The sequence below is a fragment of the Syntrophorhabdales bacterium genome (assembly GCA_035541455.1).
GTDB lineage: Bacteria > Desulfobacterota > Syntrophorhabdia > Syntrophorhabdales > WCHB1-27 > JADGQN01.
The window spans coordinates 1-25,295 of the sequence record DATKNH010000014.1 but is presented as its reverse complement, the minus strand read 5'-3'; the positions used below and the strand labels follow the sequence as shown (position 1 = coordinate 25,295).

Below are 25,295 nucleotides of genomic sequence, written 5' to 3'. Positions count from 1 at the left end.
TCCAACCTGAGCGCCTCATCAAGGCTCACGTCCATGCCTCTCTGGAGGAGTTCTTTCGCGCATCTCACCCCGAGAGGCGCTGCCTCGCAAATGGTCGCAGCCATGTTCTTTGCTTCTGCCATCAGCTCAAGCAGAGGGACGACTTTATTGACCAGACCTATACGATACGCTTCCTGGGCGCTTATGGTCTTGCCGGTGAAGAGCATTTCCGCAGCTAATCTTCGTGGAATGGTGCGCGGCAATCTCGCAGTGCCGCCACCACCGGGACAAATGCCAACCCTCACTTCAGGTAGGCCAAAGCTTGCATTCTCCGCTGCGATCATAATGTCGCAGGCGAGCGCCATCTCGAGGCCTCCGCCGATCGTAAGTCCGTTGCATGCGGCGATCATGGGCTTCCAGAGATCCATGCCGCGCATGATTGCGGTGGGTCTCTGCCATTTTTTGTCGGGCGTACTTCTCACCATTGGCAGAAAATCCTTGATGTCCACACCTGCGCTGAACACCTTCTCTCCCGTGCCCGTTAGAATACCTACCCAGACGTTATCGTCATCACGAAAGTCTTTGAGGAGTTCTGTGAACCGTCGCATGGCTTCGAGATTGAGGACATTCATCTTGTCAGGACGATTAATGGTGAAGATGGCAATCTTGCCTTCTTTTGTATATTCGATCACTGCCATAGTGCCCCCTCTAAAATAGTATGTGCAGCCCGCAATGAATTGGAATGGTCTGTCCCGTGACAGAGCGCGCCTCGTCCGAGGCTAGAAAAACCGCCATGGCGGCCACGTCGGACTCTTCGGTGATTCTTCCAAGAGAAGAGGTGTCCGCGATCTTACTCATGAGATCGTCAAAGGATGCGCCAAGCGCCTGGGCCCTGCCTTTTACCACGTTAATGAGGCGTTCGCCTTTTACCGCAGCCGGGCTGATCGCATTGACGCGGATACCATATTTGCCAACCTCCACCGACACGCTTTCGGTGAGGCCGATCATGCCCATCTTTGAACAGCAGTAAGGAGTTCTCATGGGGTAGCCCGACCGACCATCTCCGGCGCGACCCCCTTCTGCGGCAATATTGATGATGACACCGCTTTTCCGCGGGATCATCTGTTTGAGCGCATGCTTGGTGCACAGCATGCTGCCGGTGAGGTCGACCTGGATAACTTCCATCCAATCCTCCAGCTTGAGGTCGACGACCGGGCAGGTCACACCGCCAATGCCGCTATTGTTGACCAGTATGTCCAGTCTGCCGAATTCCCGCACGGTATCAGCTACCATCCTTTCAATCTGTGATTCGATGGTGACGTCTGTCTGGATGGCTTTAGCCTTGCCTCCCTTCAAAGTAATTTCAGCAACAGTCTTCTCGAGATTTGCAAGGTTACGCGCGGCCAATGCCACAGCGGCACCTTCCGCGGCAAGGGCGAGGGCTATAGCCCGGCCTATGCCCTGTCCACCACCTGTTACGATTGCGACCCTGTCCTTGAGTCTCATCTTTTCCTCCAAACCGAAAGAACTTGTTGCGGGTTACGAGTTCCGAGTTCAGAGAACCGTCCCTTTCAACCCGTAACCCGAAACTCGCAACGGGTTTATTTCATCCACTTCCCTGCATCTTTGAGGGCCTTGACTATCTTTTCCGGTGTTACAGGCTGCTCCTTGAACCAGATGCCGGTCGCATCGTGGATTGCACTGAGCACTGATGGCGGCGCACTGACGTGCGAGCCTTCGGAAGCCTCTTTTGAACCATACGGGCCGTCAGGATCATCCGTGATAATGTCGATTATTCTGATGTCCGGGACGTCCATGGACCGCGGCATCTTGTAATCGAGAAATGTCGGGTTCTGGGTCTTGCCGTTTTCGATAATAAACTCTTCGTAGATGGCCTGACCGAGCCCCTGCACAGCACCTCCTTCATTTTGCGTCTCTGCTCCGACAGGATTTAAGGGTCTGCCGCAGTCGTGTGCGATGAGGAAATCGGTCACTGTCGTGTGGCCCGTCTCCAGGTCAACCCCCAGTCGCGTTGCCTGCGCCGTGAAACTATAAGAGGTGCCGCCATTACCCGCACCCGTTTTGAAATCGAGCGGCTCGAGGCCGTAGCTCGAATAACCTTTGCCCATGATGACTGCACCGGAACCCGAGTACGATGCAATCTTCGAGAGATTCTCGAATGTCATGCTCTTATCCGGATTTCCCTTGAGCGATACTATCGAGTTGCGTATCTGGATCTCTTCCGGTTTTACACTCCAGGTTTTTGCCGCAGTGTCGAGTAACTGCTTCTTTACCTCGGCTGCAGCGATCTGCGTGGCCTGGCCTGCCAGCACTGTTACGCGACTGCCGTAGCTCCCCGGATCGCAGGGCGTGTACGCGGTATCGACCCGCTTGATCACCACGTCGTCCAATTTCAGTCCCAATTCCTCGGCAGCGATCATGCACAGCACCGTGTCGGAACCCTGGCCGCAGTCGGTTGCGCCGGTCAGGAGATTCACCGTTCCGTCTTCGCACAGGCGAATTACTGCTCCACAGGCCTGATGGCCAAGCTGACGCGCTCCGCCTACATATGCCGTGCCTGATATACCGACACCAAACGAGGTGGAGCCGACCTTCTTGGGCGTGTGATCCTTATTGGCCCAGATAGGATCCTGCTTGATGGCGTTGAGTGCCTCTTTCATACCGCAGGTTTTAAGCGTCACGTCATTGATCGTCCTGTAAACTGTGCCTGGTTTGGGATTATCAATTGCGTTGCGGAGCCTCATTTCCATGAAATCTATCCCCAGCTCTTCTGCAACCATCTCCATCTGAAGATCGTGTGCAAACCTGGTGTGGGTGATGCCGTGGCCTCGCATTGCTGCGCAGACGGGGTTGTTCGTGAACACACGGTAACCGTCGTATTTGAAATGGTTGAGCTTATAAGGAATCGCTATCGAAGCCCCGGCGAGATACATCGAAAGAGGCCCGATCGCCGTGTAGCCACCGCCTTCTGCAATGACTTTGACCTGGACAGCCGTGAGAAGACCATCCTTTGTGGCTCCCATCTTGCTGTACGTAATCATCGAGTGGCGCCTTTTCGATGTAGAAAGCTCCTCTTCCTGTGAGTAGACGAACTTGACGGGCTTCCCCGTTTTCTTGGAAGCCATGACTGCACAGAAATCAGCGGCAACCGAATCGTTCTTTGTGCCGCCAAAGCCCCCGCCGATGAAGGGCTGCACCACGCGTACTTTTGAGAGCGGCAGCCGGAAACAAGCCGCCAGATGGCGATAGTGAAAATAGGGGCTCTGCTTGGCGGGCCATACAGTGATGGAGCCGCTGGGGTCGTAGTACGCAAGCGATGCGGGCGGTTCCAAATAGCCCTTGGTGACTCTGCCGGTTCTGAACCTGTCCTCGCGCACTATGTAGCTTTCCGCGAATGCTTTCTCCACGTCCCCATAGTTCCAGTGGTACTCGACACTGACGTTGTTCGGCCTGTATGCGTGTATTACCGGAGCCCCCGGCTTCATGGCCTCTTCAGGATCGAAGACACCGGGAAGTTCTTCGTACTCGACCTTGATCAGCTCGGTTGCCTCTTCCGCGATCTCCTCATCGATAGCGGCAACACCAGCTACAGCCTCATGGAGGTACCTCACCTTGTCCATGGCAAGCGGCGGCTCATCGCGCGTGGTGGCCATGAAGCCCCACGTCCATCCGCCGAAGTCCTTCGCAGTAATTATTGCTTTGACGCCGGGCAGCCTCTCCGCCCTGCTTGTATCGATATTGAGAATTTTCGCATGTGCCACAGGACTGCGCAGCACCTTGCACCAGAGCATGCCGGGCAGTGAATAATCGGCAGCATACTTCGCAGCCCCAGTAACTTTTTCTCTTGCATCTACCCTCGGGACTCTCTGTCCGATGACTGCGTAATCCATGCTTACCTCCTAATTTTCCGGGAAGCTTCCCTGACTGAATCAAATACCTTTGTATAACCGGTGCAGCGGCAGAAGTTTCCTTCCAGGCCCTTGCGAATCTGCTGATCTGTTGGCTCTGGCGTTTCTGCAAGCAGGGCCTTTGTCGACATGATCATACCGGGGGTGCAGAAGCCGCACTGAAGTCCGCCTATCTCAAAAAAGGCCTCCTGGATCGGATCGAGCCTATCGCCTTGCGCGAGCCCCTCTATGGTGGTAATTTCTTTGCCGTTCGCTTCAGGAGCAAGGACAAGGCAAGCATTGACTGTCTTGCCATCCATGATGACGGTACAGGCACCGCACTCTCCCACGCCGCATCCCTCTTTTGTGCCGGTAAGTCCCAGCTCTTCCCTTATCACTTCAAGAAGCGTGGCGTGAGGCCTCACCGAAAGCTCATAGGCAGTTCCGTTGACCGTGATCCGAATATCTTTCATAAGGCCTCCTCTTTAATCTGGGCCAGGGCCCTTCTCGTAAGTACATACACCATGTCGCACCGGTACTCGCGCGCGGCCCTGTGGTCGTCTATAGGTCTGCACTCGCTGGACGCCGCACGTGCAGCCTCCTCGATCGCCTCATCGGTCATTTTTTTGCCTTGCAGCGCTGACTCGGCCCTTGGCTCGCGGATTGGTGTCGGTGCCACAGCGCCGAGGGCTATGCGCACATCCTTGCACATATCACCCTCCTTCACGACAAAAGCAGCCACACCGACCACCGCAAGGTCCATTGACTTGCGTGGCGAAAGCTTGAGATAGACACCTCGCGATCGAGCAGGTGGCGCCGGGATTCTGATTTCGGTAATCAGTTCGTCGTTGGCAAGGACCGTCTGGCGCGGTCCCATGAAGAACTGCGTGACGGGGATGAGTCTTTCTCCCTTCCGGCTCACCGCCTTGACTTGTGCCTCCATGGCAAGCAATGTCGGCGCCGAATCTGCTGAAGGCACAGCGCTGCAGATGTTGCCGGTGATGGTGGCGCGATTTCGCACCTGAGGAGAAGCCAGCGTGGTGAGAGCCTGTGCGAGCATCGGATAGTGCTCCATCACAACGGGGGAGCGCTCCACGCTCGTAATTGTTGCCAGTGCGCCAATGGCCATCCCTTTAGCCGGATCGTAGCTGATGCCGTTCAGCCCGGGAATGGCTTTCAGGTCAACGACTACACGCGGCGTGGCCACTTCTCTGCCCTTGAGCTGCGGGATAAGGTCCGTACCACCCGCCATCGGTTTCGCATCTTTTTGGTACTGTGCGAACAGAGAGAGGGCCTCGTCGAGGGAGGCGGGTTGCACATAGTCAAATCGCGGTAACCGCCGATAGAAAGTTGTCATGATATGCACCTCGATTAAAGTGATTTGAAGAAGGTAAGTAGCTTACTCCAGTAACCTATACCGACCGGTACATATAAGCACTGCGGTTGAGGAAAGTCAAGGATTTTTTGGCACTGATTCGGGGCCTTCTCCGCGGGCTTCGCGCAACAGAAAACCGCAGTCGCACTGTCGATCCCGTCACTTTGCCAGATCGACCAGACGGGCAAGGAGAGCGTCCTGCAGCTGCCTCACGGACTCGGCGGATCCGCTGAAGTTGTTCACAAGAAAGGAGAATAGATACATCTCGCCTTGGCCACCCTTCAGGTAACCGGAGAGGTTCTGGACATGGGTCATGCTGCCTGTTTTGGCAAAGATCCTGCCGCCGGCCGGGGTGTGCCGCATCCGTTTGCTGAGTGTTCCGTCGACGCCCGAAACCGGAAGGGAGGCGAGAAAATAAGAGAAATGCTCGTGGCGGTACATGTATTCAAGGAGGGCGGTAAGAGCCGAAGGCGTAACCAGGTTCATGCGGGAGAGGCCCGATCCATCATACACCACAATGGAGTCGGCCGGGACTGACATGTTAGTGAGTATCTCTCTCAGAGCCTCGACAGCTGTCTTTGCCGAGCCGTTTCCTCTAAAACGTTCTCCCAGTGTCCTGAAGAGCAGTTCTGCATAAAGGTTTGAGCTGGACTTATTGATGTGAGTGATAATTTCCCGAAGAGGAGGAGAGGTGTATGAGGCAACCAGCTTTGTTGACTCGTACGAAAAGGATTCCCGAAGGGACTGCTGATCGGTTGCGGTTCCTGAAACGCGTATCCCTTTTGATTCCAATGCCCGTTGGAGATGCGCTGCGGCAAAGAGCGCGGGCCTGTGAATACTGACAAAGAACTCCATGCCCGCAGCATCTGCTGCTATGGAACCTGCGACGGTCAGGATATTGCTTCCGGGCTCCCGGGAGACGTGCAGACTCGGCTCCTCGCCTTGGGCCGCAGTAACTGCCTGAGTGCGTAGCAGCAGCAGGCCTGTCAGATCGTCGACAGAGACCAGAGCAGGTTCGCCGGCATTAGTGCCCGGGCGAATGGAAACGGCAACGCAATTGTCATTGACCGACAGCGCACTGATTTCTGCTGAGTAACAGTAGACCTCATCGTCCCAGGCCCAGCCTGCTCCCAGGTAGTCGCCGCCAAAGAGACTCCCGTCTCCTACAATGTTCCCTCTGACTTCCCTGACCCCCATGTTCAGGAGGGTCTCCGCCCACTGGGTGAAAATCTCATCCGCGCCCCGGGCATGGAATCTTCCTGAAAGTGTCGGATCGCCGACACCCCTGATGACCAGATTGCCATACATGACCCCGTCAATGGGTTCTCCATCCACATAGAGATTTGTAGCGTAACGGAATTCAGGGCCCAGGAGCACCAGGGCTGCGGCCGTGGTAAAAAGTTTCATGTTGGAAGCCGGTATAAAGAATCGGTCGGCATGTGATTGGATAATAAAAGCCCCGTCCGACAGGGATTTTACGACAAGAGCGGATTGAGAGCCGATGAGGGCCGGGTCTTCCCTGGTAGTCTTAAGAGTTCTCTCAAACGGTGTGGCGCAGGCCACCAGGAGCATGAAGCATGAAGCAGCAACGAGGATGGTGCAAGTCTTGCAACAATCAATATTCATTTGGGCACCTTGCGCCATAGTATACTCTATCTGCGGACACCAGCGCACCCGTGGCGACCGCAGGCAGCTTTTGACTTGACAAGCACAGTAGCTTATCCCATACTTTCAATGCTCCGCAGGGACATCACCCGCAGCGCCCTAGAGCGGAGCGGTTTTAGCGGTGGCTAGCGTGGGGAAGAAAAGCCAGGACGCGTTTCTCGAATTCCTGAAGAAGAAAAGAAAAGAAGTTTCCAGGCAGCAGAAGCTGGAAGAGCGGGACTATCGCACATCAATTCCTCTGACCTACGGGGAACAGAAAGCCCAGGGAAAAAGCTGGTTTTCTCTCGGGGGAGTTCTGGTAGGTGGCATAATCCTTCTCATTCTGCTGAACGGGGCTACCCTGGTTTTGCTCGTGCGCGAGCGAAGCAGGGCCACCGAACTCGCTTCGATCGTCGCTCAGACAGAAAAGGAACTGCTGTACATCGGGGACGAGGTGCCTCGCCAGACCATGAGGAATACCCAGAACTCTCTCGCCGAGGCGCAGAAGAAACTGCATGGGGCACTGGAGGAGACCAAGAAGACAGGCACGCCGGATGTTGGCCCGGAGAGAAAGGCGATCACGCCGGCGACCCCGCCGGCCGAGAAACCTCCTGAGCAGCCGCCCGCAGCGGGCCAGGAAAAAGCCCCAGCGGCGGTTGCGCCTGAGAAACCGGCTGCACCAGTTACGCCGGCTCCCGCAGTCACCCAGGCCGCTCCCGAGAAGCAGGAGAAAAGGGTCGCTGAACTCAACATACCCCCTGGACAGTCGCTCTTTCCTTTCGTTTATATAGATGCCGGCGAGCAGACGCTGCTGGTGGAGAAAAACAGCAGGACTCTTTTTCACCTGCGTTCGGTTCAGGGCAAGTTGACGCTGGTAAAGGCCTATCCCTGTATCGTGGGGAGGAATATCAAGGACAAAGAGAAAACAGGCGATATGGCAACGCCGGAAGGTATCTACTTTTTTGTGGAGTTTGTTCCGGGGAGCAAGCTTCCCCAGAATTATGGCATGGGCGCTTTTGTTCTGAATTATCCTGATTTTCTTGACAAGAAGAATGGCAAGACAGGAGATGGTGTGTGGCTTCACGGTCACGATCCTAAAAAGAAGCTTGACGAAGTGTTATCAACAAAGGGCTGCGTGGTCATGGACAACGACGCGCTGAGGGAGCTTTCGACCGTGATAAAGCTGGGTACGACACCCATCGTAATAGTAGACCGCCTGGCGTTCAGGAGTGTGGATGCTCAGAAGAAAGTAGCAGAGGACATTCTCGCCTTCCTGACCGGGTGGCAAAAGGCGTGGGAAGCAGTCGACATGAAGAAATATCTGCGCTTCTATTCAGCTGATTTCAAGATGCCTGACGGCACCGACCTTGAAACGTTCGGAAGGCGAAAGGAACAGGTCAGCAAAGGAAAGAAATTTATTCAGGTACGGCTTGACCGGAAAGAGGTGCTGCTCTCGCAGAAGGACCAGGGCGACATGGCAGTGGTACGGTTCCGGCAGACCTACAAGTCAAACAATTTTAACGGGATAAGCATAAAATCACTCTATCTTAAGAAGAGCCAGAAGGGCTGGCAGATTGTGGGCGAGTCCACACTGGCTTCGTAATCGGGACACTCCTGCGGCTTCATGGCTCCGGACCGCCCGAGAGCCGTGACTGCACGATAATTTCCTGCCCAGTCGTATCCTCGTAAGGCTTTCGTAAACACTGCGGGAATCGAATCAAGACAGGTGATGATCCTGGCATCTCATTTGCAGGACGTTACAGTCAAACGTGTGTCAATCATTCTGCATGATGATCGTCAACGTTCCATGTGTGTCCGGACGGCCACCTATGGTCACCGGGCATTGAGAAGGCTGGATGCGCGTACTCATTGTTGATGACGATTTCGTGAGCCGCGTGCTGCTGCAAAAGATGCTTGCAACGTACGGCGACTGCGATATTGCTGTTGACGGCGTCGAGGCGGTACATGCCTTTGATCTGGCCTGGAAGGAAGGCAGGCCATACGACCTCATCTGTATGGACATCATAATGCCTAACATGGACGGCCAGGAAGCGCTCAGGACAATACGCCAGAAGGAGAAGGAAAGGTCAATCGACTTCAGACATGAGGCAAAAGTGATCATGACGACGTCCCTTACCGATCCCGAAAGCGTCGCAGACGCGATCTATAAAGGCGGGGCAACTTCGTATCTTATGAAGCCGGTCAGCAGGTCTGTGCTGACTGAGCAATTGCAGAAACTGGGACTCACGCAGAAGCCAGTGTCTCCACCTGAGGAATAACCTATGTCTAAGAAAAAAAGCGGAAGGCCCATGAATCGGATACGAATGATTCCGGGTCTACTTCTCGCGATGGCGTTGATGACAGCCGCCACATGTTTGTACGAGGTTCTGGCTTTCTTCTGGGGAGATGCTGCTGGGGCCAGTCGTACCAACCATCTTGTAGAAGGCGGCTTCTTTCTGATTGTTGCGTGGCTTGTTGTCTACTATCTCTTGGGCCGTTACGAACATCTGTACAGGAAGACACAGGAAGAGATAGTTGAACGTCAACGTGCTGAAGAGGCTCTTCGGCAAGTCCCGGCGATACTGGAAAAGCAAGTAGCCGAGCGAACCGTCGAACTCGCCGCAACAAACAGCGAGTTGGGGCGGGAGATTTCGGAACGGAAAAAGGCGGAAGCCGAGCTCCTGGCGAGTAAGGCAAAGCTTCAGCTCATCACAGGTCAGATGCCCGGTATGGTGTGGACCACGGACAGAGATCTTCGGCTCACGGAGATTGTCGGCGCAGGCTATTCCGGTCTGAGGATCGACACGTCGAGGTTTATCGGCAAAAAACTCCACAGCATCTTCCGCAATGGAAAACGAGGTGCGGAGAGGCTTTTGACGCATCTCATGGCCGTTGAAGGAAGATCCGGCCGTTACGAGATAGGACTCCGGGGTCACCAGTTCGATGTGAGGGTGGAGCCGCTCAGGGATGGAGCGGGCCTTATCATGGGGTCCATAGGCATTGCCCTCGATGTCACGGCGCGTAAGATGCTGGAAAAGGCTGTAGGAAAAGCAAAAGAGTATGCGGAAAATCTGATAGAGACAGCAAACCTAATGATAATAGAACTGGCTCCGGATGGCACCGTCAATATATTTAATGAAGGCGCGGAGCAGATCACCGGCTACTCCAAGGACGACCTTATCGGAAAGAATCTGCTCACACAGATTTTACCTGCCGGAGAGTACAACTATGTGAGGGAGAAGTTCAGGGAATGGCAGGATGGTAAACTGTTGCTCCCTATCTCTTTTGAAAGTGTCATATTCACCAAGTCCGCAACCGAACGTTTTATCTCCTGGCAAATAAACGAAATCAGGGACCGAAACAAACCCGTGGGCGCCATCTGCTTCGGGATCGACATCACTGAACGAGTGAGAGCTGAACGCGAGGTCGCCGCAAGGAACCAGGAGCTCTTTGCCCTTCACCGTATTTCAGAAATCATACTCGGTACCGATTCGATAGACGAAGCGTATCAAGCCATCATAGAAGAGATCTGTCTCGCTACGGGTTTTCCTGTCGGGTTGATCAAGATCTATGACGAAGCTCGTCAAACAATGGTGATCAAGGGGGTGACCGGCATACCTTCCGAGTGGGGAGCCAAACTGGAACTGCCCCTGAACGAGACTATCTCCTCGCTTGCCCTGAAAGCGCAAAAGCCGATCATAGAGTCGGCAGCGCTCGCGAAGCCGGAATATGCAGTCGGCATTGTCAAGGAACTGGCCATTCAGACGTTTGTCTGCCTGCCCATGATCGTGAAGGAGCGTTTCATAGGGGCGCTGGTGCTGGGGCATCCGTCAAGCGTTGAGGTAGGGGGCGGTCTTCTTTCCCTTGGTCTCAGCCTTGCCAACGAACTTGCAGTTTTCACTCACCGCATCCAGATCAATGAGGCGCTCAAGGAGAGCGAAGAACGGTACCGCAAACTGGTGGAACACTCTCCGGATGCCATCATGGTCCAGCAGGAAGGGAAAATAATATTTGTCAATGCTGCAGGCATAAGCCTTCTGGGTGCTGCGTCCGCAGAAGAGGTCATCGGCAAACAACTCTTTTCGTTCGTTCACCCGGATTCGCGCGCGCTCGTGAAGGAACGTCAGAATCTTCTCGAAGAAGGTGCGGACCTGCCCTTCGCGGAGCAGAAGTATATTCGCCTTGACGGGAAAATAATCGACATAGAGGCTTCCACGGTAAAGTTCCTGTTCCACGGGAAGCCTTCCAATCTCACACTGGTGAGAGATATCACAGACCGCAAACAGGCGGAGGAGCAGATCAAGTCTTCTCTGAAAGAGAAGGAGGTCTTGCTCAAGGAAATTCACCACAGGGTGAAAAACAATCTCCAGATTGTTTCAAGCCTGCTCTACCTGCAATCAAGGAAGACCTCGGACGACCAGGTACTTTCCGTGCTCCGGGAAAGTCAGACCCGTGTCAGGTCAATGGCGCTTATCCATGAAAAGCTCTACCAGTGTGGCGATCTTGCCAATATCAATCTGGGAGACTATATACGCAGTCTTACAAGTTATCTTCTTAATTCGTACGGCGTGGCGTCCCACATGGTCAACCTGAAGATAAACGTGGAGAGCGCGCCTCTCGGGCTCGATCGGGCCATACCGTGCGGGCTCATAATCAATGAACTGGTGTCGAATGCACTCAAGTACGCCTTTCCGCAGGGGCGCAGAGGGGAAATCTTTGTGAACCTGTTGCGCGACGGTGACGATAAACTGGTACTGATGGTGAAGGATAACGGCATCGGCCTTCCGGAAGGCCTGGACGTTACCGATACACCGTCTCTCGGTTTGCAACTCGTGAGTACACTGGTAAAGCAGCTTGATGGAACTATGGAGGTAAGGAGAAAAGGCGGGACCGAATTCAGGATGATTCTTTCGTAAGAGGTGGAGTGGGGAATGGCTGGTGAAAGGATACTTATCGTCGAAGATGAGGGAATCGTAGCAAGAGAGACCGAATACCGGTTGAAGGATCTTGGCTACAACGTGTGCGGTATCGCCTCCTCGGGCCCCGAGGCAATCAATAAGGCCGAGAAGGGGCATCCTGATGTAGTGCTTATGGATATCATGCTGAAGGGCGAGATGGACGGAATTGAGGCTGCAGAACAGATTCACGCCAATTTAGGTGTTCCTGTTGTTTACGTGACTGCGCATGCAGATGAGACCACGCTGCAGAGGGCGAAACGCACGGAGCCGATGGGCTATCTCCTGAAACCTTTCAACGAGCGGGAACTTCACGCCGCTATAGAGATCGCAATATACAAGCACAGAACCGAAAGCATGCTTAAGGACAGAGAACAGCTGCTGTCCACCACGCTCAAAAGCATCGGAGATGCTGTCATTGTCACCGATATCAAAGGTGCGGTGACGTTCATGAATCCTGCGGCCGAGCTCCTGACGCGATGGAAGCTGAAAGAGGCCTCAGGACTTCCTGTGACCCAGGTCTTTTCCGTCGTGAGCGAGGCGACTCACGCGCTTGCCCAGCATCCTGTCATGCGTGCTCTCTCCGAGAGCGTGATTACGACAGCCCGAAGCCATGTACTGACAAGCAAGGACGGCAGAGCAATACAAGTGGACGGTACGGCCACTCCGATCATGGATGATGTGGGCGGCATGCATGGCGCGGTGCTTGTCTTCAGGGACGTTGCAGGACCCAGGAGGGCAGATGAGTCACTCCGTGTTACCCAGCACGCAGTCGATCTCCTGCCTGAAGCAGTTCTGCGGTTCGGGCCGGATGGGAGAATTTTCTACGCCAATGACGCTGCAACCAGGCTGCTCGGTTATACCTGGGATGACTTTGCCTGGATGAGTATGCAGGAGATTGATCCGGCACTCAGAGGGTCTCGCTGGGAACTCCACATGGAACGGATCAGGGAGAAGGTCACTCTCTCTTACGAGACGAGCCTTCGGCGAAAGAAGGGCGATTCCGTGGCGGTGCAAGTACGGACGCACTACTTTCTCCATGACCACAGCCCGTGTATAGTCGCGCTTATCCGGGACATCGCGCAAGAGAAGGCCCTTATCGACAACAGGCTGCAGGATGGCGTATACGCGCAAGGGTTGATCGACAGTGCCAGTGTTATGATCATCGGTCTCGATCGTGAGGGTGCTATACGTACGTTCAACAAAGAGGTGGAGGTTGCAACAGGATACGGAAAAGGCGCACTTGAAGGAAAGAATCTCTTCGAGGTGATTCTTCCCATTTCAAAGAACGTATCCATCTGGCGCAGCTTTCTCGACTGGCAGGCAAGCAGGTTACAACTGCCCGTGACATTCGAAGCAGCGCTGGTCACCAGATCAGGGACAAAGCGGCTTATCTCGTGGTGTATCAACGAAACAAAAGACGAACAGGCCATCACCGGGCTGGTATTGGTCGGTATCGACGTCACAGATCAGAAACAGATGGAGCAGCACCTCGCGCTGCGCAATGAGGAACTCCACTCTCTCAGGCGCGTGTCCGATATTGTGATGAAACCCGGCGTGTCGCGGGACGAAGTCTTTCAGTCGGTATCGGCCGAGGTAGCATCTGCCATTGGTTATCCTTTCGTGGCCATCGAGCAATACAATGAGGAGCGCCAGAACATGGTGCTAAGGGGTGTCATGAGCCTCATACCGGTGCCACCCAACATGGAAGTGCCTTTAAACGAGACGCTCTCCGGGGCGGCCATACGTACGGGCCATCTTCTCGTTGAGAGGGCGGCTGCAAAGAGGCCGGAATATGCAAACGGTTTCCTGAGAAAGCTTGGAATCAGTACTTACATCTGCGCTCCGATTACCGTGCATCAGCGGGTTTTCGGCGCTCTGACGCTGGGACATACTGAGGCAGCCGACGTGTCTGAGCAGCTGCAGCACTACGCGACGGCCGTCGCTAATCAGTTGGCCTTCTTTCTGACTTCAAAGGAAATTCTCGAGGGCAGGACAGGCTACGAAGAGACGTTACACGAATTTCTGGAAGCTTGGCCGGAGGCAGTATTTGAGTGCGCGAATGGAAAGATCACGGAGGCTAATGGAGCCGCTGTTGAGTTGCTCAGAGCGCCCGGCCTTGCACAGCTCGTGGGCAAGCCGCTGCTTGACCAGATTTGCGAAGAGGGCAGGCCGTTGCTTGAGCCGTATCTCCTGAATAATGGCCGCGATGCGCCGCCGCTTCCTTTCACGGCTATTCGAATGATGAGGCTGGACGGCTCTCTGTTGGACGCAGAGGCTGCGGCCAGGATCATGGGCGCACCCGTAAAAGGTAAGGCGGTGGTACTGGTGCGCGACGATGGCAAGCATAAGGACGCGGAAAGAAAAGCGCACGCTGCAGCAGAAAAGCATGCTCACCCGGTCTTTTTCTATAGCATAGGCACGCCTGCATTTGTTGCGGCCCTGGATTCAACGATTGTCGCAGTGAATGAGGAGTTCGAAAAGCTCACATCTTACTCCAAACAGGAACTTGAGGGTGTCAAGAGTTGGCATGAATTTATCGTAAAGGAAGACCTGCCGGTGGCAGGGGAGTACCTGAAGTTGTTGCTCGGCAATGTCGATGGTGCCCCGCGCCGACATGACCTGAGGGTAGTGGATAGGCAGGGTACCATTAAAGAAATGCGGTTGACGGCAACCGTAGTAGAAGGCTCGGATAGCATTGTCTTTTCTCTCGTGGACATGAGAGAGCGCAGATGGGCAGAGCAGGCCTGGCTCGATAGCGAGAAAAAATATCGCCAGATAGTGGAGACCGTGCTGGAGGGTATCTGGGTTCTGGATGCGGACGGCAGCACCACCTTTGTCAATGATCGCATGGGCCGGATGCTCGGTTACTCTGCCAACGAGATGATGGGAAAGCGCTTCTTTCTCTTCATCGATGTCAAGAATGCTGAAAAAGCCGGCCAGAGATGGGATAAGTGCAGACGAGGTCTGAAGGAAGAGTTCGAAGCAGAGTTCATTCGGAAAGATGGCCAACCTCTCTTCACGAGGGTGTCGAGTTCACCTATCCTTGATGATACGGGCGTGTTCCGGGGGTCGCTCTTTTCCGTTACCGATCTGTCCGATATGAAAGCGGTTGACGAGAAAGTCAGGGGTTCGCTGCAGGAGAGAGAGGCCTGCCTCCGGGAGATTCACCACCGGGTTAAGAACAACCTGCAGATTATCGCCAGCCTTCTCTATCTTCAATCGAAAAACGTGGATGAGCCCAGACTGCTCCAGGTTCTTCTGGAAAGCCTGGAGCGCGTGCGCTCAATAAGTCTTGTACATGAACAACTCTACAAATCAGAAGATCTTACCCGCGTAAAGTTTACGGATTACCTGAGCAGCCTTACCACGAACATCTTTCAGACATATAGTGACGAGAGTGGGAAAATAGAGTTGAAGCTGGACGTGAATGATTCGGTGTCACTCGATGCGGATAAGGCGGTGCCGTGCGGCCTTATAGTCAACGAGCTTGTCTCAAATGCATTGAAGCACGCATTTGTCGGGCGCGGAAAAGGCATAATTCACGTAAGCCTTCTCCGGAATGATGACGGAATATTGTCGCTGACAGTCGGTGATGACGGCACAGGTTTACCGCCCGATGTCGATTTTCGTAACACGCCGTCGCTCGGGTTTCAGCTGGTCCACACCCTTGTGAATCAGCTAGGCGCAACAATAGAGCTGGAGCGCAAGGAGGGGACGGTCTTTAGTGTTACCTTTGCTTAGCGGGAACGCTCTCAGAGGAGACCATGCAACAGATAAAGATACTCATCGTTGAAGACGAACAGATCGTAGCCACGGAACTGAGAGAAATCATTCATGCTCTCGGCCATTGTGTGGTGGCTACTGCATCGACAGGAGCAGAGGCCCTGGCCAGGACGGAGCAGGTACAGCTCGATGTCATTCTTATGGACGTGCGCATCAAGGGAGAGATTGACGGGATTGAAACGGCGAGCAGAATCTCTGCCAGTAGGAACATCCCTATTATTTATGTCACGGCCCATGCGGATCGGGAAACGCTGTGCCGGGCAAAGCTCACAGGACCCATGGGCTATGTGTTAAAGCCCTTCAGCGAGCGAGAACTGCAGATTGCTATCGAGATGGCGATATACAAACATGAGATGGCGCAGCAGATGAAAGAGCAGAGACAAAAGTTGTCCGCAGTACTCGACAGTATCGGCGATGCGGTGATTGCCACGGATAAGCATGGGCTAGTTACGCTCTTCAACCCTGGAGCAGCCGGGATTACAGGCTTCACGGAGGCTGAGGCTCTGGGGCGGGAGATCACCACGGTGCTCAATATCATGAATGAGAGTGCACAATCCACGCATTACGCCTCCATGATTATTGCCAAGAGCGGAAAGGTAGTACCTATAGATGGAACGACAAGCCATATGAGAGATGAAAAAGGGGAAAGGCTTGGCACGGTCTTCGTCTTCCGCGACGCCAGCGCATCGAGCAGGCAGATGGAGGCGGCCCATATTACGCACTTTTCCGTTGATCAGGCACCTGACCTTATATTGCAGATTGCGTCAGACGGGCTTATTATGGAGGTCAATCAGACAGCCTGCGACATGCTGGGTTATCCCAGAGAAGAAATCCTGAACGCGTATACCTACGAGTTAGAAGTATATTCCAGCCAATCTCAATGGCTGCGGCTATGGGAGAAGGCGTGCCGGGAACGTGTTGTAGCCTACGAAACCTCTTACTGGACCAGGAATCATGCAACGCTTCCTGTCGATGTCCGGGCGGCGTATGTGCGCTCCATGGGAAAAGAATTTATCTTCGCCATAGCGCGACCTATCACAAAGGCGGAAGAGCTGACGGTGGGCAATGAGCGCACGGGGACCGGGCGCTGAACTCCTTTTGACTTCGTTGTAGATACGCGCTACATTCTTCAACATGACAGCAGGTTTTGTGCCGGCGGTTTCACCACCGACGGATCAGACGGGTCCCGCCAGGTGGTTTATCTTCGATGGACACAAACTACTCGTACAGGGAGAGCGGGAGATAACAGATATCCCTGTGCTTCAACGAGGGCCGCAGGACCTTGGTCTGCAGGCGGTCCGTTCCCATTACCTCGGCAGCCTCAACGGAGACGCGTGTTACGTGGCCGAGGTGCCGGAAGGCACAGATCCTCCGGACGGGATGCGTTTTCATGGTCTGCGCACTCTTTTTGATTCACTGGATGATGCCCTCTACCGTCTTGCTATCGTAGCGGTCGAGGTGGCCGACTGGGACAGGTTGCACCAGTTTTGCGGCCGTTGCGGCGAGAGAACCGCTTATAAAGAAGGGGTGAGAGCGAAGGAGTGTCGCCGTTGCGGACTGGTCAGCTTTCCCCGTATGTCTCCTGCAGTGATCGTGGCCGTTGAACGCGACGATAAGCTTCTCCTGGCCAGGGCCAACCGTTTTCCCACCAGGTTTTACAGTGTTCTTGCAGGATTTGTAGAGCCCGGCGAAACGCTGGAAGAGGCGGTGGAGAGGGAGATAAGGGAAGAAGTCGGTATCGAAGTTGCCGACATCAGGTATTTTGGGAGCCAACCCTGGCCCTTTCCGGACTCCCTCATGATAGGTTTCACTGCGAGATATGCCGGGGGAGAGATTCGTATTGACGATACGGAGATAGTCGATGCAGGATGGTTTGGTGCGGGTGAACTGCCCTCGCTCCCCGGGAAAATAAGCATAGCCCGCCGGTTGATAGACTCGTTCGTGGAAAAGCATAAAAGCAGTGTGGAGTGACGACCGCGACAAAGAATTGTTACGGGTTCCGAGTTGCGCGTTTCGATCCGTAGCTGGGAATAACATTTACTGGAGGGAGAGATGTTTAAACCAATAGTTTTCGACGAGAAGGCGTGCACGGGTTGCAATAAGTGTGTTGATGTCTGCCTGATGGACATCATGGAGAAGAATCCTGAAAAAGGGAAGCCGCCAAGAGTGGTATATCCTGATGAATGTGCGTACGACGGCGCGTGCTGGTTTCAATGTCCGTGTCGGGACAAAGGTGCGATAACCATAGTGCCTCCATTGCCCATGAAGGTATCCATATTGAGAGGCAAGAAGAGGAGCGCGTCATGAAAAAGAGTGTGATCGGAAAAAAGCAGCCTTCTCCAAGAATCGAAGTAATCCCCATCGAAACAGATGTGCTGGTGGTGGGCGGCGGATTGGCCGGGTGCATGGCAGCGATAAAGGCCTCAGAATACGACACGAGAGTCACGATTGCGGAGAAGGCCAATACCGTGAGCAGTGGCTGCGCGGGAACCGGAATAGATCATATGTGGGGCTACCATCCCTCCGTCCACGAAGCGATCGGCTGGAGCATCGAGGACCTGATGGAAGATCACACCCGGATCATAGCGCGTGGGCTGGTAAACAAGGAACTTCTTTATCTTGTAGCCAGCGAGGCGTATGAGCGGGTACTCGATCTGGAAAAATTCGGGGTCAATTTCAGATATGAGGACAGCAAGTGGCCTGGTAAATTCAGAATCGTCACGCAGTTCCACAGTGTGCCAACCACGTGGAATTTTGATGGTGTTGACCTCAAAGTAAAGTTGACCCGCGAGGCAAAGAAAAGGGGTGTCACTATCATCAACCGTGTGACGGTGGTCGACCTCCTCGTATCTCAAGGGCGCATAGCGGGCGCCATCGGTGTGGATACCCGTACGGGGAAGATTTACTGGTTCAGGGCCAAATCGGTCGTGGTGAGCACGGGCAGGGTCAACCGTTTATCAAGAACCGTCACAGGGGTCTGGGGTAATCACCGGGTGCCGGTAAATGAGACGGGTGACGGGAGGGCAATGGCGCTACGGGCCGGGGCTCAGATCATCAACATGGAATTCTTCACACCGCCCGGCTATTCAATCGGCAACTTCGAACTCAACCTGGGCTCGCCGCGGAATACAGTGCAGCCGGCCGGCTCCGTGGTTGGTCCAAAAGGTGAAGCGATTATACCGAGGACTCATTTCAGCGAGTGGGAAAAGATGGCCCGTACACGCGTGAATCCTTCAGAGACGCGCGCTGCATTTGAAAAGACAAGAGTTTCACCCCTTATGTGGTCGCAGTTGCACGACAAGGGGGAAGGCCCGTTCTACCTGGATCTGACCGGAGGAACCGAGAAGGAAATACGTTATATAGAATGGTCTATCAGCAATGAAGGCAAGGGTTCTTATTTCCTGGACTACCTGAAAAAGCAGGAGGGGTTTGATTTCAGAAGAGATAAGCTGGAATGGCTCCCGAACAGCAGGGAACTGGCAGGCACGGCAGCATCCGGCCTACTCGTGAATAAGAACCTTGAGACGAGAATTAAGGGTCTCTTTGGTGCGGGAGATGATGTTGGCGGCGTGCCGTGGATGTGTTCACCGGGGGCATTCACTATGGGCTGGAGAGCCGGTGAGATGGCTGCAAAAGCAGCGCGAAAACAGAAATCGGCTATTCCGGCAGGCCGCGAGCAAGTGCGCTCATTAAGCGATTTCTGCGCGCGAGCCTACCAGAACGGAGACGGAGTCTCGTGGCAGGAAGCAGAACTGGCCCTGCAAAACATCCTCGCTTATTACGCGGGCAACGTGAGGTCCGAGTTGATGCTGAAGCGAGGTATAGAGCGGCTGCAGGAATTGAAAGAAAGACTTTCCTTCAGGGCAGAAAATCCTCACGAACTGGGACGTTGCCTGGAAGTCCGATCGATCATAGAGAACGGAGAAATGATCATGAGGGCGTCTCTTGAAAGAAGAGAGAGCCGCCTGGCAGGATATGGATTCTTCAGGGCCGATTGCCCCGAGAAGAATGACGCCGAATTCCTCGCGTTCCTGGCGTTGAAGCGCGACGGGCAAAAATACACGTTCTCAAAAGTGCCGGTGAAGTGAGGGACAGAGACAGGAGATCCTTATGAAAGTCAGGTTGGCATTGAAGGCGAGTCTAGTGGTCATGGCAGTACTCGCGCTACGACCGGCATTCGCAGACGACAAAGAGAAGATAGTCGGCGTTTGGAAACTCGTATCCGTTGTGTATGAGGATGAAAAAACCAAAGAGCGCACGCCTGTGCTTGGGGAACACCCCAGGGGCTGTCAGATTGCTACACCAGAGGGACGCTGGCTTGCGCTGGTAACCGGCGAAGGGCGGAAGATACCGCAGACTGACAAGGAGCGGAGTGATGCCCTGCGTTCCATGATCGCCTATACCGGCAAATACCGGGTGGAGGGCGGGAAGGTGATCACGAAGGTCGAGGCCGCGTGGAACGAAGCCTGGGTCGGCAGGGAGCAGGAGCGCTACTACCGGTTTGAAGGCGATCGCCTGCTTCTGGAAAGCCCGCCGCAGCCGCATCCCAACCTGTTAGGCAAGGTAGTGCGCATTATCGTAATCTGGGAAAGAGAAAATAGGCCACGGGCGGATGAAAGTAAAGCTCCTCATCTGTGATCTCGATGGTACCCTGATCGATTCAGTCGCAGACATTTCCGCAGCGGTGAGCTACGCGCTGGCCACGTACAATATCCCACCTGTTACGATTGAGGAAACAAAAGCATGTGTCGGAGAAGGGATCTCGACGCTGGTAGAGAAGATCCTTTCGTTGAAGGAGATCACTGTGCCTGACAGAGAGAGTCTGGTACAACGTGTCCTGGAATACTACACTGCTCATCCGGTTACCAACACAAAGCCTTATCCTGGAGTGAGGGAAACACTGGCGTCTCTCGTCGCATGCAAGAAAGCCGTGATCTCGAACAAACTGACGAATTTGTCTCAAGGGATACTCAGGGATTTGGATCTGCTGAAGTATTTTGATATCGTCGCGGGCGCAGACAGTTCGCCCGAGCGGAAGCCTTCACCTGTGCCCATTTTTCGCGCGCTGTCGCTGCTTCATGTTCTGCCGCCAGAGGCGTTGATGGTGGGCGACAGCATCTTCGATATGGTCGCAGGCCGTGCGGCCGGCGTGAAAACCGTGGCGGTCACGTACGGCTACGGCAAGCCTGGTTTCTCAGACGGCTGTGATTATGTGATCGATAGATTTTCGCAGCTGCTAGAGATAGTGGAAGGTATAAAGATTAGCTAGACCACTCACACCATTTCTCTCGCTCGCTGAGCGCCCCAGATATTCAACATTATCTTTTAACCTGCCGGAACACTTTACATGGCGAAACGCACTGCCAGGATTCTTTTGCTATTTCGGTCGAGGTATGATTTGCTTCTGACACAGGCCCCCTCCTTGATTCGCTAAAGGTCTGTACTTACAGTTTGAAAAGGGAGGGGCTTGGCTGATTTGACCGGAGGACGAAGGCGCATGGATTCACCAGCGAGGACCTCAAGCCCGGTGTACACGCTCTTTCCCCTGGAGGTCGAGGGATTCGATTCACTCGCTGAACTGGCTCTCGACATGCACTGGTACTGGAATCACTCCGCGGATGAAATCTGGAAGCAACTTGACCCTGTGCTATGGGAACTCACGTACAATCCCTGGCTTGTGCTGCAAACAATCTCGCGTAAGCATTTGGAACGTGTGCTGAGCGACCCCTCTTTCCGCAAGCGAGTGGATGATCTTCTGAGGGCGAGGCGAGAGGAGATGGAGTCGCCTGCGTGGTTTCAGCAGACGTATCCTCAGTCTGCTCTGACAACGGTTGCTTATTTCAGCATGGAATTCATGTTGAGCGAAGCGCTGCCGATCTATTCGGGCGGACTTGGCAATGTGGCCGGTGATCAGCTGAAAACGGCAAGCGACATGGGCGTGCCTGTTGTGGGCGTGGGTCTGCTCTACCAGCAAGGGTATTTCCGCCAGATCATAGATAAACAGGGTTCACAGCAGGCCCTGTTCCCGTACAACGACCCCGGCCAGTTGCCGATAACACCGCTTCGCACACCTGATGGTGAATGGCTGCGCGTAGAACTCGCCCTGCCGGGCTATTCCGTATGGTTGCGCGCCTGGCAGGTGCAGGTTGGGAGGGTGAAACTCTACCTTCTTGACAGCAACGATCCTGCCAATTTTCCAACCCGTCGGGGGATTACGAGCGAGCTGTACGGTGGTGGGGCTGAGATGCGCTTCAACCAGGAACTTGTGCTGGGCATTGGCGGATGGCGCTTGCTGAAAGCACTCGGCATTCGACCGGAAGTCTGCCACCTCAACGAAGGACACGCTGCATTCGCAGTGCTGGAACGGGCACAAGCATTCATGGAGGAGACAGGACGATCATTCCAGGAGGCCCTGGCTGTCACGCGCGCCGGCAATCTTTTCACGACACACACGCCGGTGGAGGCGGGTTTTGATCGGTTTCCTGCTTCGCTTGTTGAACCCTATCTGAGCAGATACGCGGAAAACAAACTGGGCATTGCGCTCAACGACCTTCTTGCGTTAGGACGCGAGAATCCCTGCGACCCATCCGAGCCCTTCAATATGGCTTACCTCGCGATAAGGGGAAGCGGGGCGATTAATGGCGTGAGCAGGCTTCACGAGCAGGTAAGTCGACGCATCTTTGCGCCGCTCTTTTCAAAATGGCCTGAATCAGAAATCCCCGTCGGACATGTCACCAATGGTGTGCATATGTCGAGCTGGGATTCTGAGGAGGCGGACGCTCTCTGGACAGATGCCTGCGGCAAGAATCGTTGGGCGGGAACGCTGGAAGCGTTGAAATCTGCAATAGAAGCTCTGCCGGACTCCAGGCTATGGGAATGCCGCATTTCTGCACGTGAAGCGCTTGTTGAGTATGTACGCAGACGCCTTTCCCGGCAATTGGAGGCCTCTGGTGCAACGCCCGAAGAGGTTACAGAGGCGACGCATGTCTTCGACGCCAATAGGTTGACCATGGGGTTTGCGCGCCGTTTTGCCGGTTACAAGAGGCCCAACCTGCTGCTTCAGGATCCCGAAAGACTGCTGCGCATTTTGACCGATCCTCATCGCCCGGTGCAACTGATTATTGCCGGTAAGGCTCACCCTGCGGACCAGGAAGGCCGGGCCTTGATACAGGAATGGACACGTTTTATCAGCGGAGCTGAAGCGCGCAGACATGTGATATTCCTTAGTGACTACGACATGCTTCTGACCGGCCAACTGGTACAGGGAGTGGATTTGTGGATTAACACACCGAGGCGTCCGATGGAAGCCTGCGGCACCAGCGGTATGAAGGTGCTTGTTAACGGTGGCATCAACCTTTCAGAGCTTGATGGGTGGTGGGCCGAAGCCTACACTCCCGAAGTGGGATGGGCTCTGGGCGATGGTAAAGAGCATGACCATGATCCCGCGTGGGATGCGGCCGAGGCAGAAGAACTTTACGCACTACTGGAACAGCAGGTTATCCCGGAGTTCTATGACCGTGACTCGAGAGGCATTCCCGTCGCATGGGTCAAGCGGATGCGGGAGAGTATGGGCTGGCTTACGCCACGGTTTTCTTCTAATCGCGCTGTACGTGAGTACACGGAACGCTACTATGTCCCGGCTGCTGAGGCTTTCAGGCGGAGAGCCGCAGACAACGGTGCAACGGGTGCGAAGATGATTGAGTGGCAGCGCACCCTCAAGAAGCACTGGTCTAAGATTCGTTTTGGAGAATTGGCGGTGGCGAGTGAGAATGGGAAACACGAATTCAACTTGCAAGTCTATTTGAGCGATCTGGACCCGAATCAGATTCGGGTTGAGCTTTATGCTGAGGGGTTCGATGGTAACGACCCAATCTGTTTGGAAATGACGCAGAGAGAACAGCTGATAGGCCAACATGTCTACCTATATAGAGCACAGGTGGAGACGACGAGGCAGGCGGATGATTTTACGCCGCGTATCGTGCCCCGTTTCGAAGGTGCTTCTATCCCGCTCGAGGCTTCCCAGATACTGTGGCAGCGCTGAGAAGTCATGCCGCAGGCGCCATGACAGGATCGGCCAGTAATCCTTCCTGAGTTATGAGTTAATTGTACAGAACTCTGGAATTCATCTTCATCGAAACTAGGCAGTGGTGATGTGGGCCACCCTTGCGCATTTAAAAAAAGTGATTAGTCTAGTAAACAAGGCTTAATGCCATTGGACTATCGGTGGTTATCGGTATGTGGCAACAAGCGCTGAAGAGATTGACTAACGACAAAGTAAGGAGGATGACATGGCAGATGAGGGTGCAATTACTTCACGGAAAATAGCGCGCTATGGGTGGGTGCCTGATATTCCTGATAACCGCGACATCATGTTCAGGAAGGTCTACAAGATACCCGCAACACTTCCCCCTTCGGTAGATTTACGGCCGCAGTGCCCGCCGGTGGCGGATCAGGGACAGCTCGGCAGCTGCACGGCGAATGCGCTGGCCGGAGCTGTGGAATTTCTGATGATCAAAGACAAGAAACCTTACGCGGACATGAGCCGCCTTTTTATCTACTACAACGAGAGAGTAATTGAACACACGGTGAGCCAGGACGCCGGGGCCATGATCCGCGACGGCATCAAAACGCTCGCGAAGCAAGGGGTGTGCACGGAAAAGCTCTGGCCCTACGACATAAGCCAGTTTGCCAATAAGCCTACACCGGCCTGCTACAAGGAAGCCTTGAACTACCAGATCCAGTCCTACCAGAGGATCGACACTGTCGATGAGATGCGCTCCTGCCTCGCTGACGGCTTTCCGTTCGTATTCGGTTTCACCGTGTATACGAGCTTTGAATCACAACAGGTCGCAAGCACCGGGGTGGTAAACATGCCGGGGCCGGATGAACAGACAATAGGCGGACATGCAGTCGTCGGAGTCGGTTACGACGATTCTCAGAAACGGTTCATTGTAAGAAACTCATGGAGCGACACTTGGGGCATGAAGGGTTACTTCACGATCCCCTACGACTACCTTGGGAACAGAAATCTTGCGGACGACTTCTGGACGATCCGCGCGGGAGAGCAGATGTAGGAGGGTAGCCAGAGCTGCATCTACGCGAAAAAGGTCCGGGTCGCTGATCATTTTTTGAGCAGGGGGGTATCATGGGAACAGCCGGACAACAGAATGAGATCGCGGGCACGATCAAGCATGTCTTCGTGCTGATGATGGAGAACCGATCTTTCGATCACCTGCTGGGGTTTGCCGGCCTGGCAGGCCCGGACGCAACAACGGGCCAGCCGACACGCGCGGATGATCTCGTAAGCAATCCCTGCTATAATGTCGATCCGGCTGATCCCGCCACGCAGGTCTTCGCTGCGACGCCTGCAGAGTTTAAAATCCATCCACCTGATCCGGACCCGGGCCACGAGTTCAAAAATGCTCTCATACAACTGTGCGGCGCCAATGCTGTCTACCCCGACCCCGCCACCAAAAAATATCCCGGGATCGACAACAGCGGATTTATTGCGAGTTATCGGGTAAGCGGCGCACCACAGCCGGCCAAGATCATGAAATGCTTCTCTCCGGAACAGGTGCCCGTCATCACCACACTGGCTCGTGAATTCGCGACCTGCGATCGCTGGTTCGCATCCATTCCGGGCCCGAC

At 54.4% G+C, this 25,295-nt stretch carries 19 protein-coding genes; 13 read left to right on the top strand and 6 right to left on the bottom strand.

Annotation, left to right across the window (positions count from 1 at the left end; translation table 11 throughout):
• The 6 genes from VMT71_01535 to dacB all read right to left on the bottom strand — a co-directional run.
• A partial coding sequence (locus VMT71_01535) for an enoyl-CoA hydratase-related protein (GenBank protein ID HVN22624.1) occupies nucleotides 1–677 on the bottom strand: 677 nt, incomplete at its 3' end.
• A 10-nt stretch (nucleotides 678–687) separates the two neighbouring features.
• Nucleotides 688–1,485, bottom strand: coding sequence for a 3-oxoacyl-ACP reductase FabG (fabG, locus tag VMT71_01530; protein HVN22623.1), 798 nt, complete (start codon nucleotides 1,483–1,485; stop codon nucleotides 688–690).
• A gap of 95 nt (nucleotides 1,486–1,580) precedes the next feature.
• On the bottom strand, nucleotides 1,581–3,890 hold the full coding sequence (locus VMT71_01525; protein HVN22622.1) for a xanthine dehydrogenase family protein molybdopterin-binding subunit: 2,310 nt from the start codon (nucleotides 3,888–3,890) through the stop codon (nucleotides 1,581–1,583).
• Between the two features lie 2 nt (nucleotides 3,891–3,892).
• Complete coding sequence (locus tag VMT71_01520; protein HVN22621.1) at nucleotides 3,893–4,360, bottom strand: (2Fe-2S)-binding protein; 468 nt, start codon at nucleotides 4,358–4,360, stop codon at nucleotides 3,893–3,895.
• On the bottom strand, nucleotides 4,357–5,244 hold the full coding sequence (locus VMT71_01515) for a xanthine dehydrogenase family protein subunit M (GenBank protein ID HVN22620.1): 888 nt from the start codon (nucleotides 5,242–5,244) through the stop codon (nucleotides 4,357–4,359). The genes VMT71_01520 and VMT71_01515 overlap by 4 nt, the downstream gene beginning before the upstream one ends.
• Nucleotides 5,245–5,421: 177 nt before the next feature.
• The gene (dacB, locus tag VMT71_01510; protein ID HVN22619.1) at nucleotides 5,422–6,888 is read right to left on the bottom strand and encodes a D-alanyl-D-alanine carboxypeptidase/D-alanyl-D-alanine-endopeptidase; all 1,467 of its coding nucleotides are present in this window, start codon (nucleotides 6,886–6,888) and stop codon (nucleotides 5,422–5,424) included.
• Nucleotides 6,889–7,057: 169 nt separating this feature from the next.
• Here dacB and VMT71_01505 point away from each other — a divergent pair, with 169 nt between their 5' ends.
• From VMT71_01505 to VMT71_01445, 13 genes are all read left to right on the top strand, one after another.
• The gene (locus VMT71_01505) at nucleotides 7,058–8,509 is read left to right on the top strand and encodes a L,D-transpeptidase family protein (GenBank protein HVN22618.1); all 1,452 of its coding nucleotides are present in this window, start codon (nucleotides 7,058–7,060) and stop codon (nucleotides 8,507–8,509) included.
• Nucleotides 8,510–8,762: 253 nt separating this feature from the next.
• Nucleotides 8,763–9,185 carry a response regulator gene (locus VMT71_01500; protein HVN22617.1) on the top strand — a complete coding sequence of 141 codons (423 nt, stop codon included), beginning with the start codon at nucleotides 8,763–8,765 and terminating at the stop codon, nucleotides 9,183–9,185.
• 3 nt (nucleotides 9,186–9,188) lie between these two features.
• On the top strand, nucleotides 9,189–11,822 hold the full coding sequence (locus tag VMT71_01495) for a PAS domain S-box protein (protein HVN22616.1): 2,634 nt from the start codon (nucleotides 9,189–9,191) through the stop codon (nucleotides 11,820–11,822).
• 15 nt (nucleotides 11,823–11,837) lie between these two features.
• A complete protein-coding gene (locus tag VMT71_01490) occupies nucleotides 11,838–15,605 on the top strand; it encodes a PAS domain S-box protein (GenBank protein ID HVN22615.1) in 3,768 nt (1,255 codons plus the stop codon).
• Between the two features lie 23 nt (nucleotides 15,606–15,628).
• Nucleotides 15,629–16,738, top strand: coding sequence for a PAS domain S-box protein (locus VMT71_01485; protein ID HVN22614.1), 1,110 nt, complete (start codon nucleotides 15,629–15,631; stop codon nucleotides 16,736–16,738).
• Nucleotides 16,739–16,796: 58 nt separating this feature from the next.
• Entirely contained in the window at nucleotides 16,797–17,618 is an 822-nt protein-coding gene (nudC, locus tag VMT71_01480) for an NAD(+) diphosphatase (protein HVN22613.1), read from the top strand.
• An 81-nt stretch (nucleotides 17,619–17,699) separates the two neighbouring features.
• Nucleotides 17,700–17,954 (top strand): ferredoxin family protein, encoded by a 255-nt coding sequence (locus tag VMT71_01475; protein HVN22612.1) that lies wholly within the window; start codon nucleotides 17,700–17,702, stop codon nucleotides 17,952–17,954.
• Entirely contained in the window at nucleotides 17,951–19,735 is a 1,785-nt protein-coding gene (locus VMT71_01470; GenBank protein HVN22611.1) for an FAD-dependent oxidoreductase, read from the top strand. Before VMT71_01475 ends, VMT71_01470 begins: the two co-directional genes overlap by 4 nt.
• Nucleotides 19,736–19,757: 22 nt before the next feature.
• The gene (locus tag VMT71_01465) at nucleotides 19,758–20,285 is read left to right on the top strand and encodes a lipocalin-like domain-containing protein (GenBank protein HVN22610.1); all 528 of its coding nucleotides are present in this window, start codon (nucleotides 19,758–19,760) and stop codon (nucleotides 20,283–20,285) included.
• Nucleotides 20,260–20,916 carry an HAD-IA family hydrolase gene (locus VMT71_01460; GenBank protein ID HVN22609.1) on the top strand — a complete coding sequence of 219 codons (657 nt, stop codon included), beginning with the start codon at nucleotides 20,260–20,262 and terminating at the stop codon, nucleotides 20,914–20,916. Before VMT71_01465 ends, VMT71_01460 begins: the two co-directional genes overlap by 26 nt.
• Nucleotides 20,917–21,144: 228 nt before the next feature.
• Nucleotides 21,145–23,688, top strand: a complete 2,544-nt coding sequence (glgP, locus tag VMT71_01455; GenBank protein ID HVN22608.1) for an alpha-glucan family phosphorylase — start codon at nucleotides 21,145–21,147, stop codon at nucleotides 23,686–23,688.
• A gap of 247 nt (nucleotides 23,689–23,935) precedes the next feature.
• A complete protein-coding gene (locus tag VMT71_01450; GenBank protein HVN22607.1) occupies nucleotides 23,936–24,721 on the top strand; it encodes a C1 family peptidase in 786 nt (261 codons plus the stop codon).
• 71 nt (nucleotides 24,722–24,792) lie between these two features.
• On the top strand, nucleotides 24,793–25,295 hold a 503-nt coding region (locus tag VMT71_01445), incomplete at its 3' end, for an alkaline phosphatase family protein (protein ID HVN22606.1).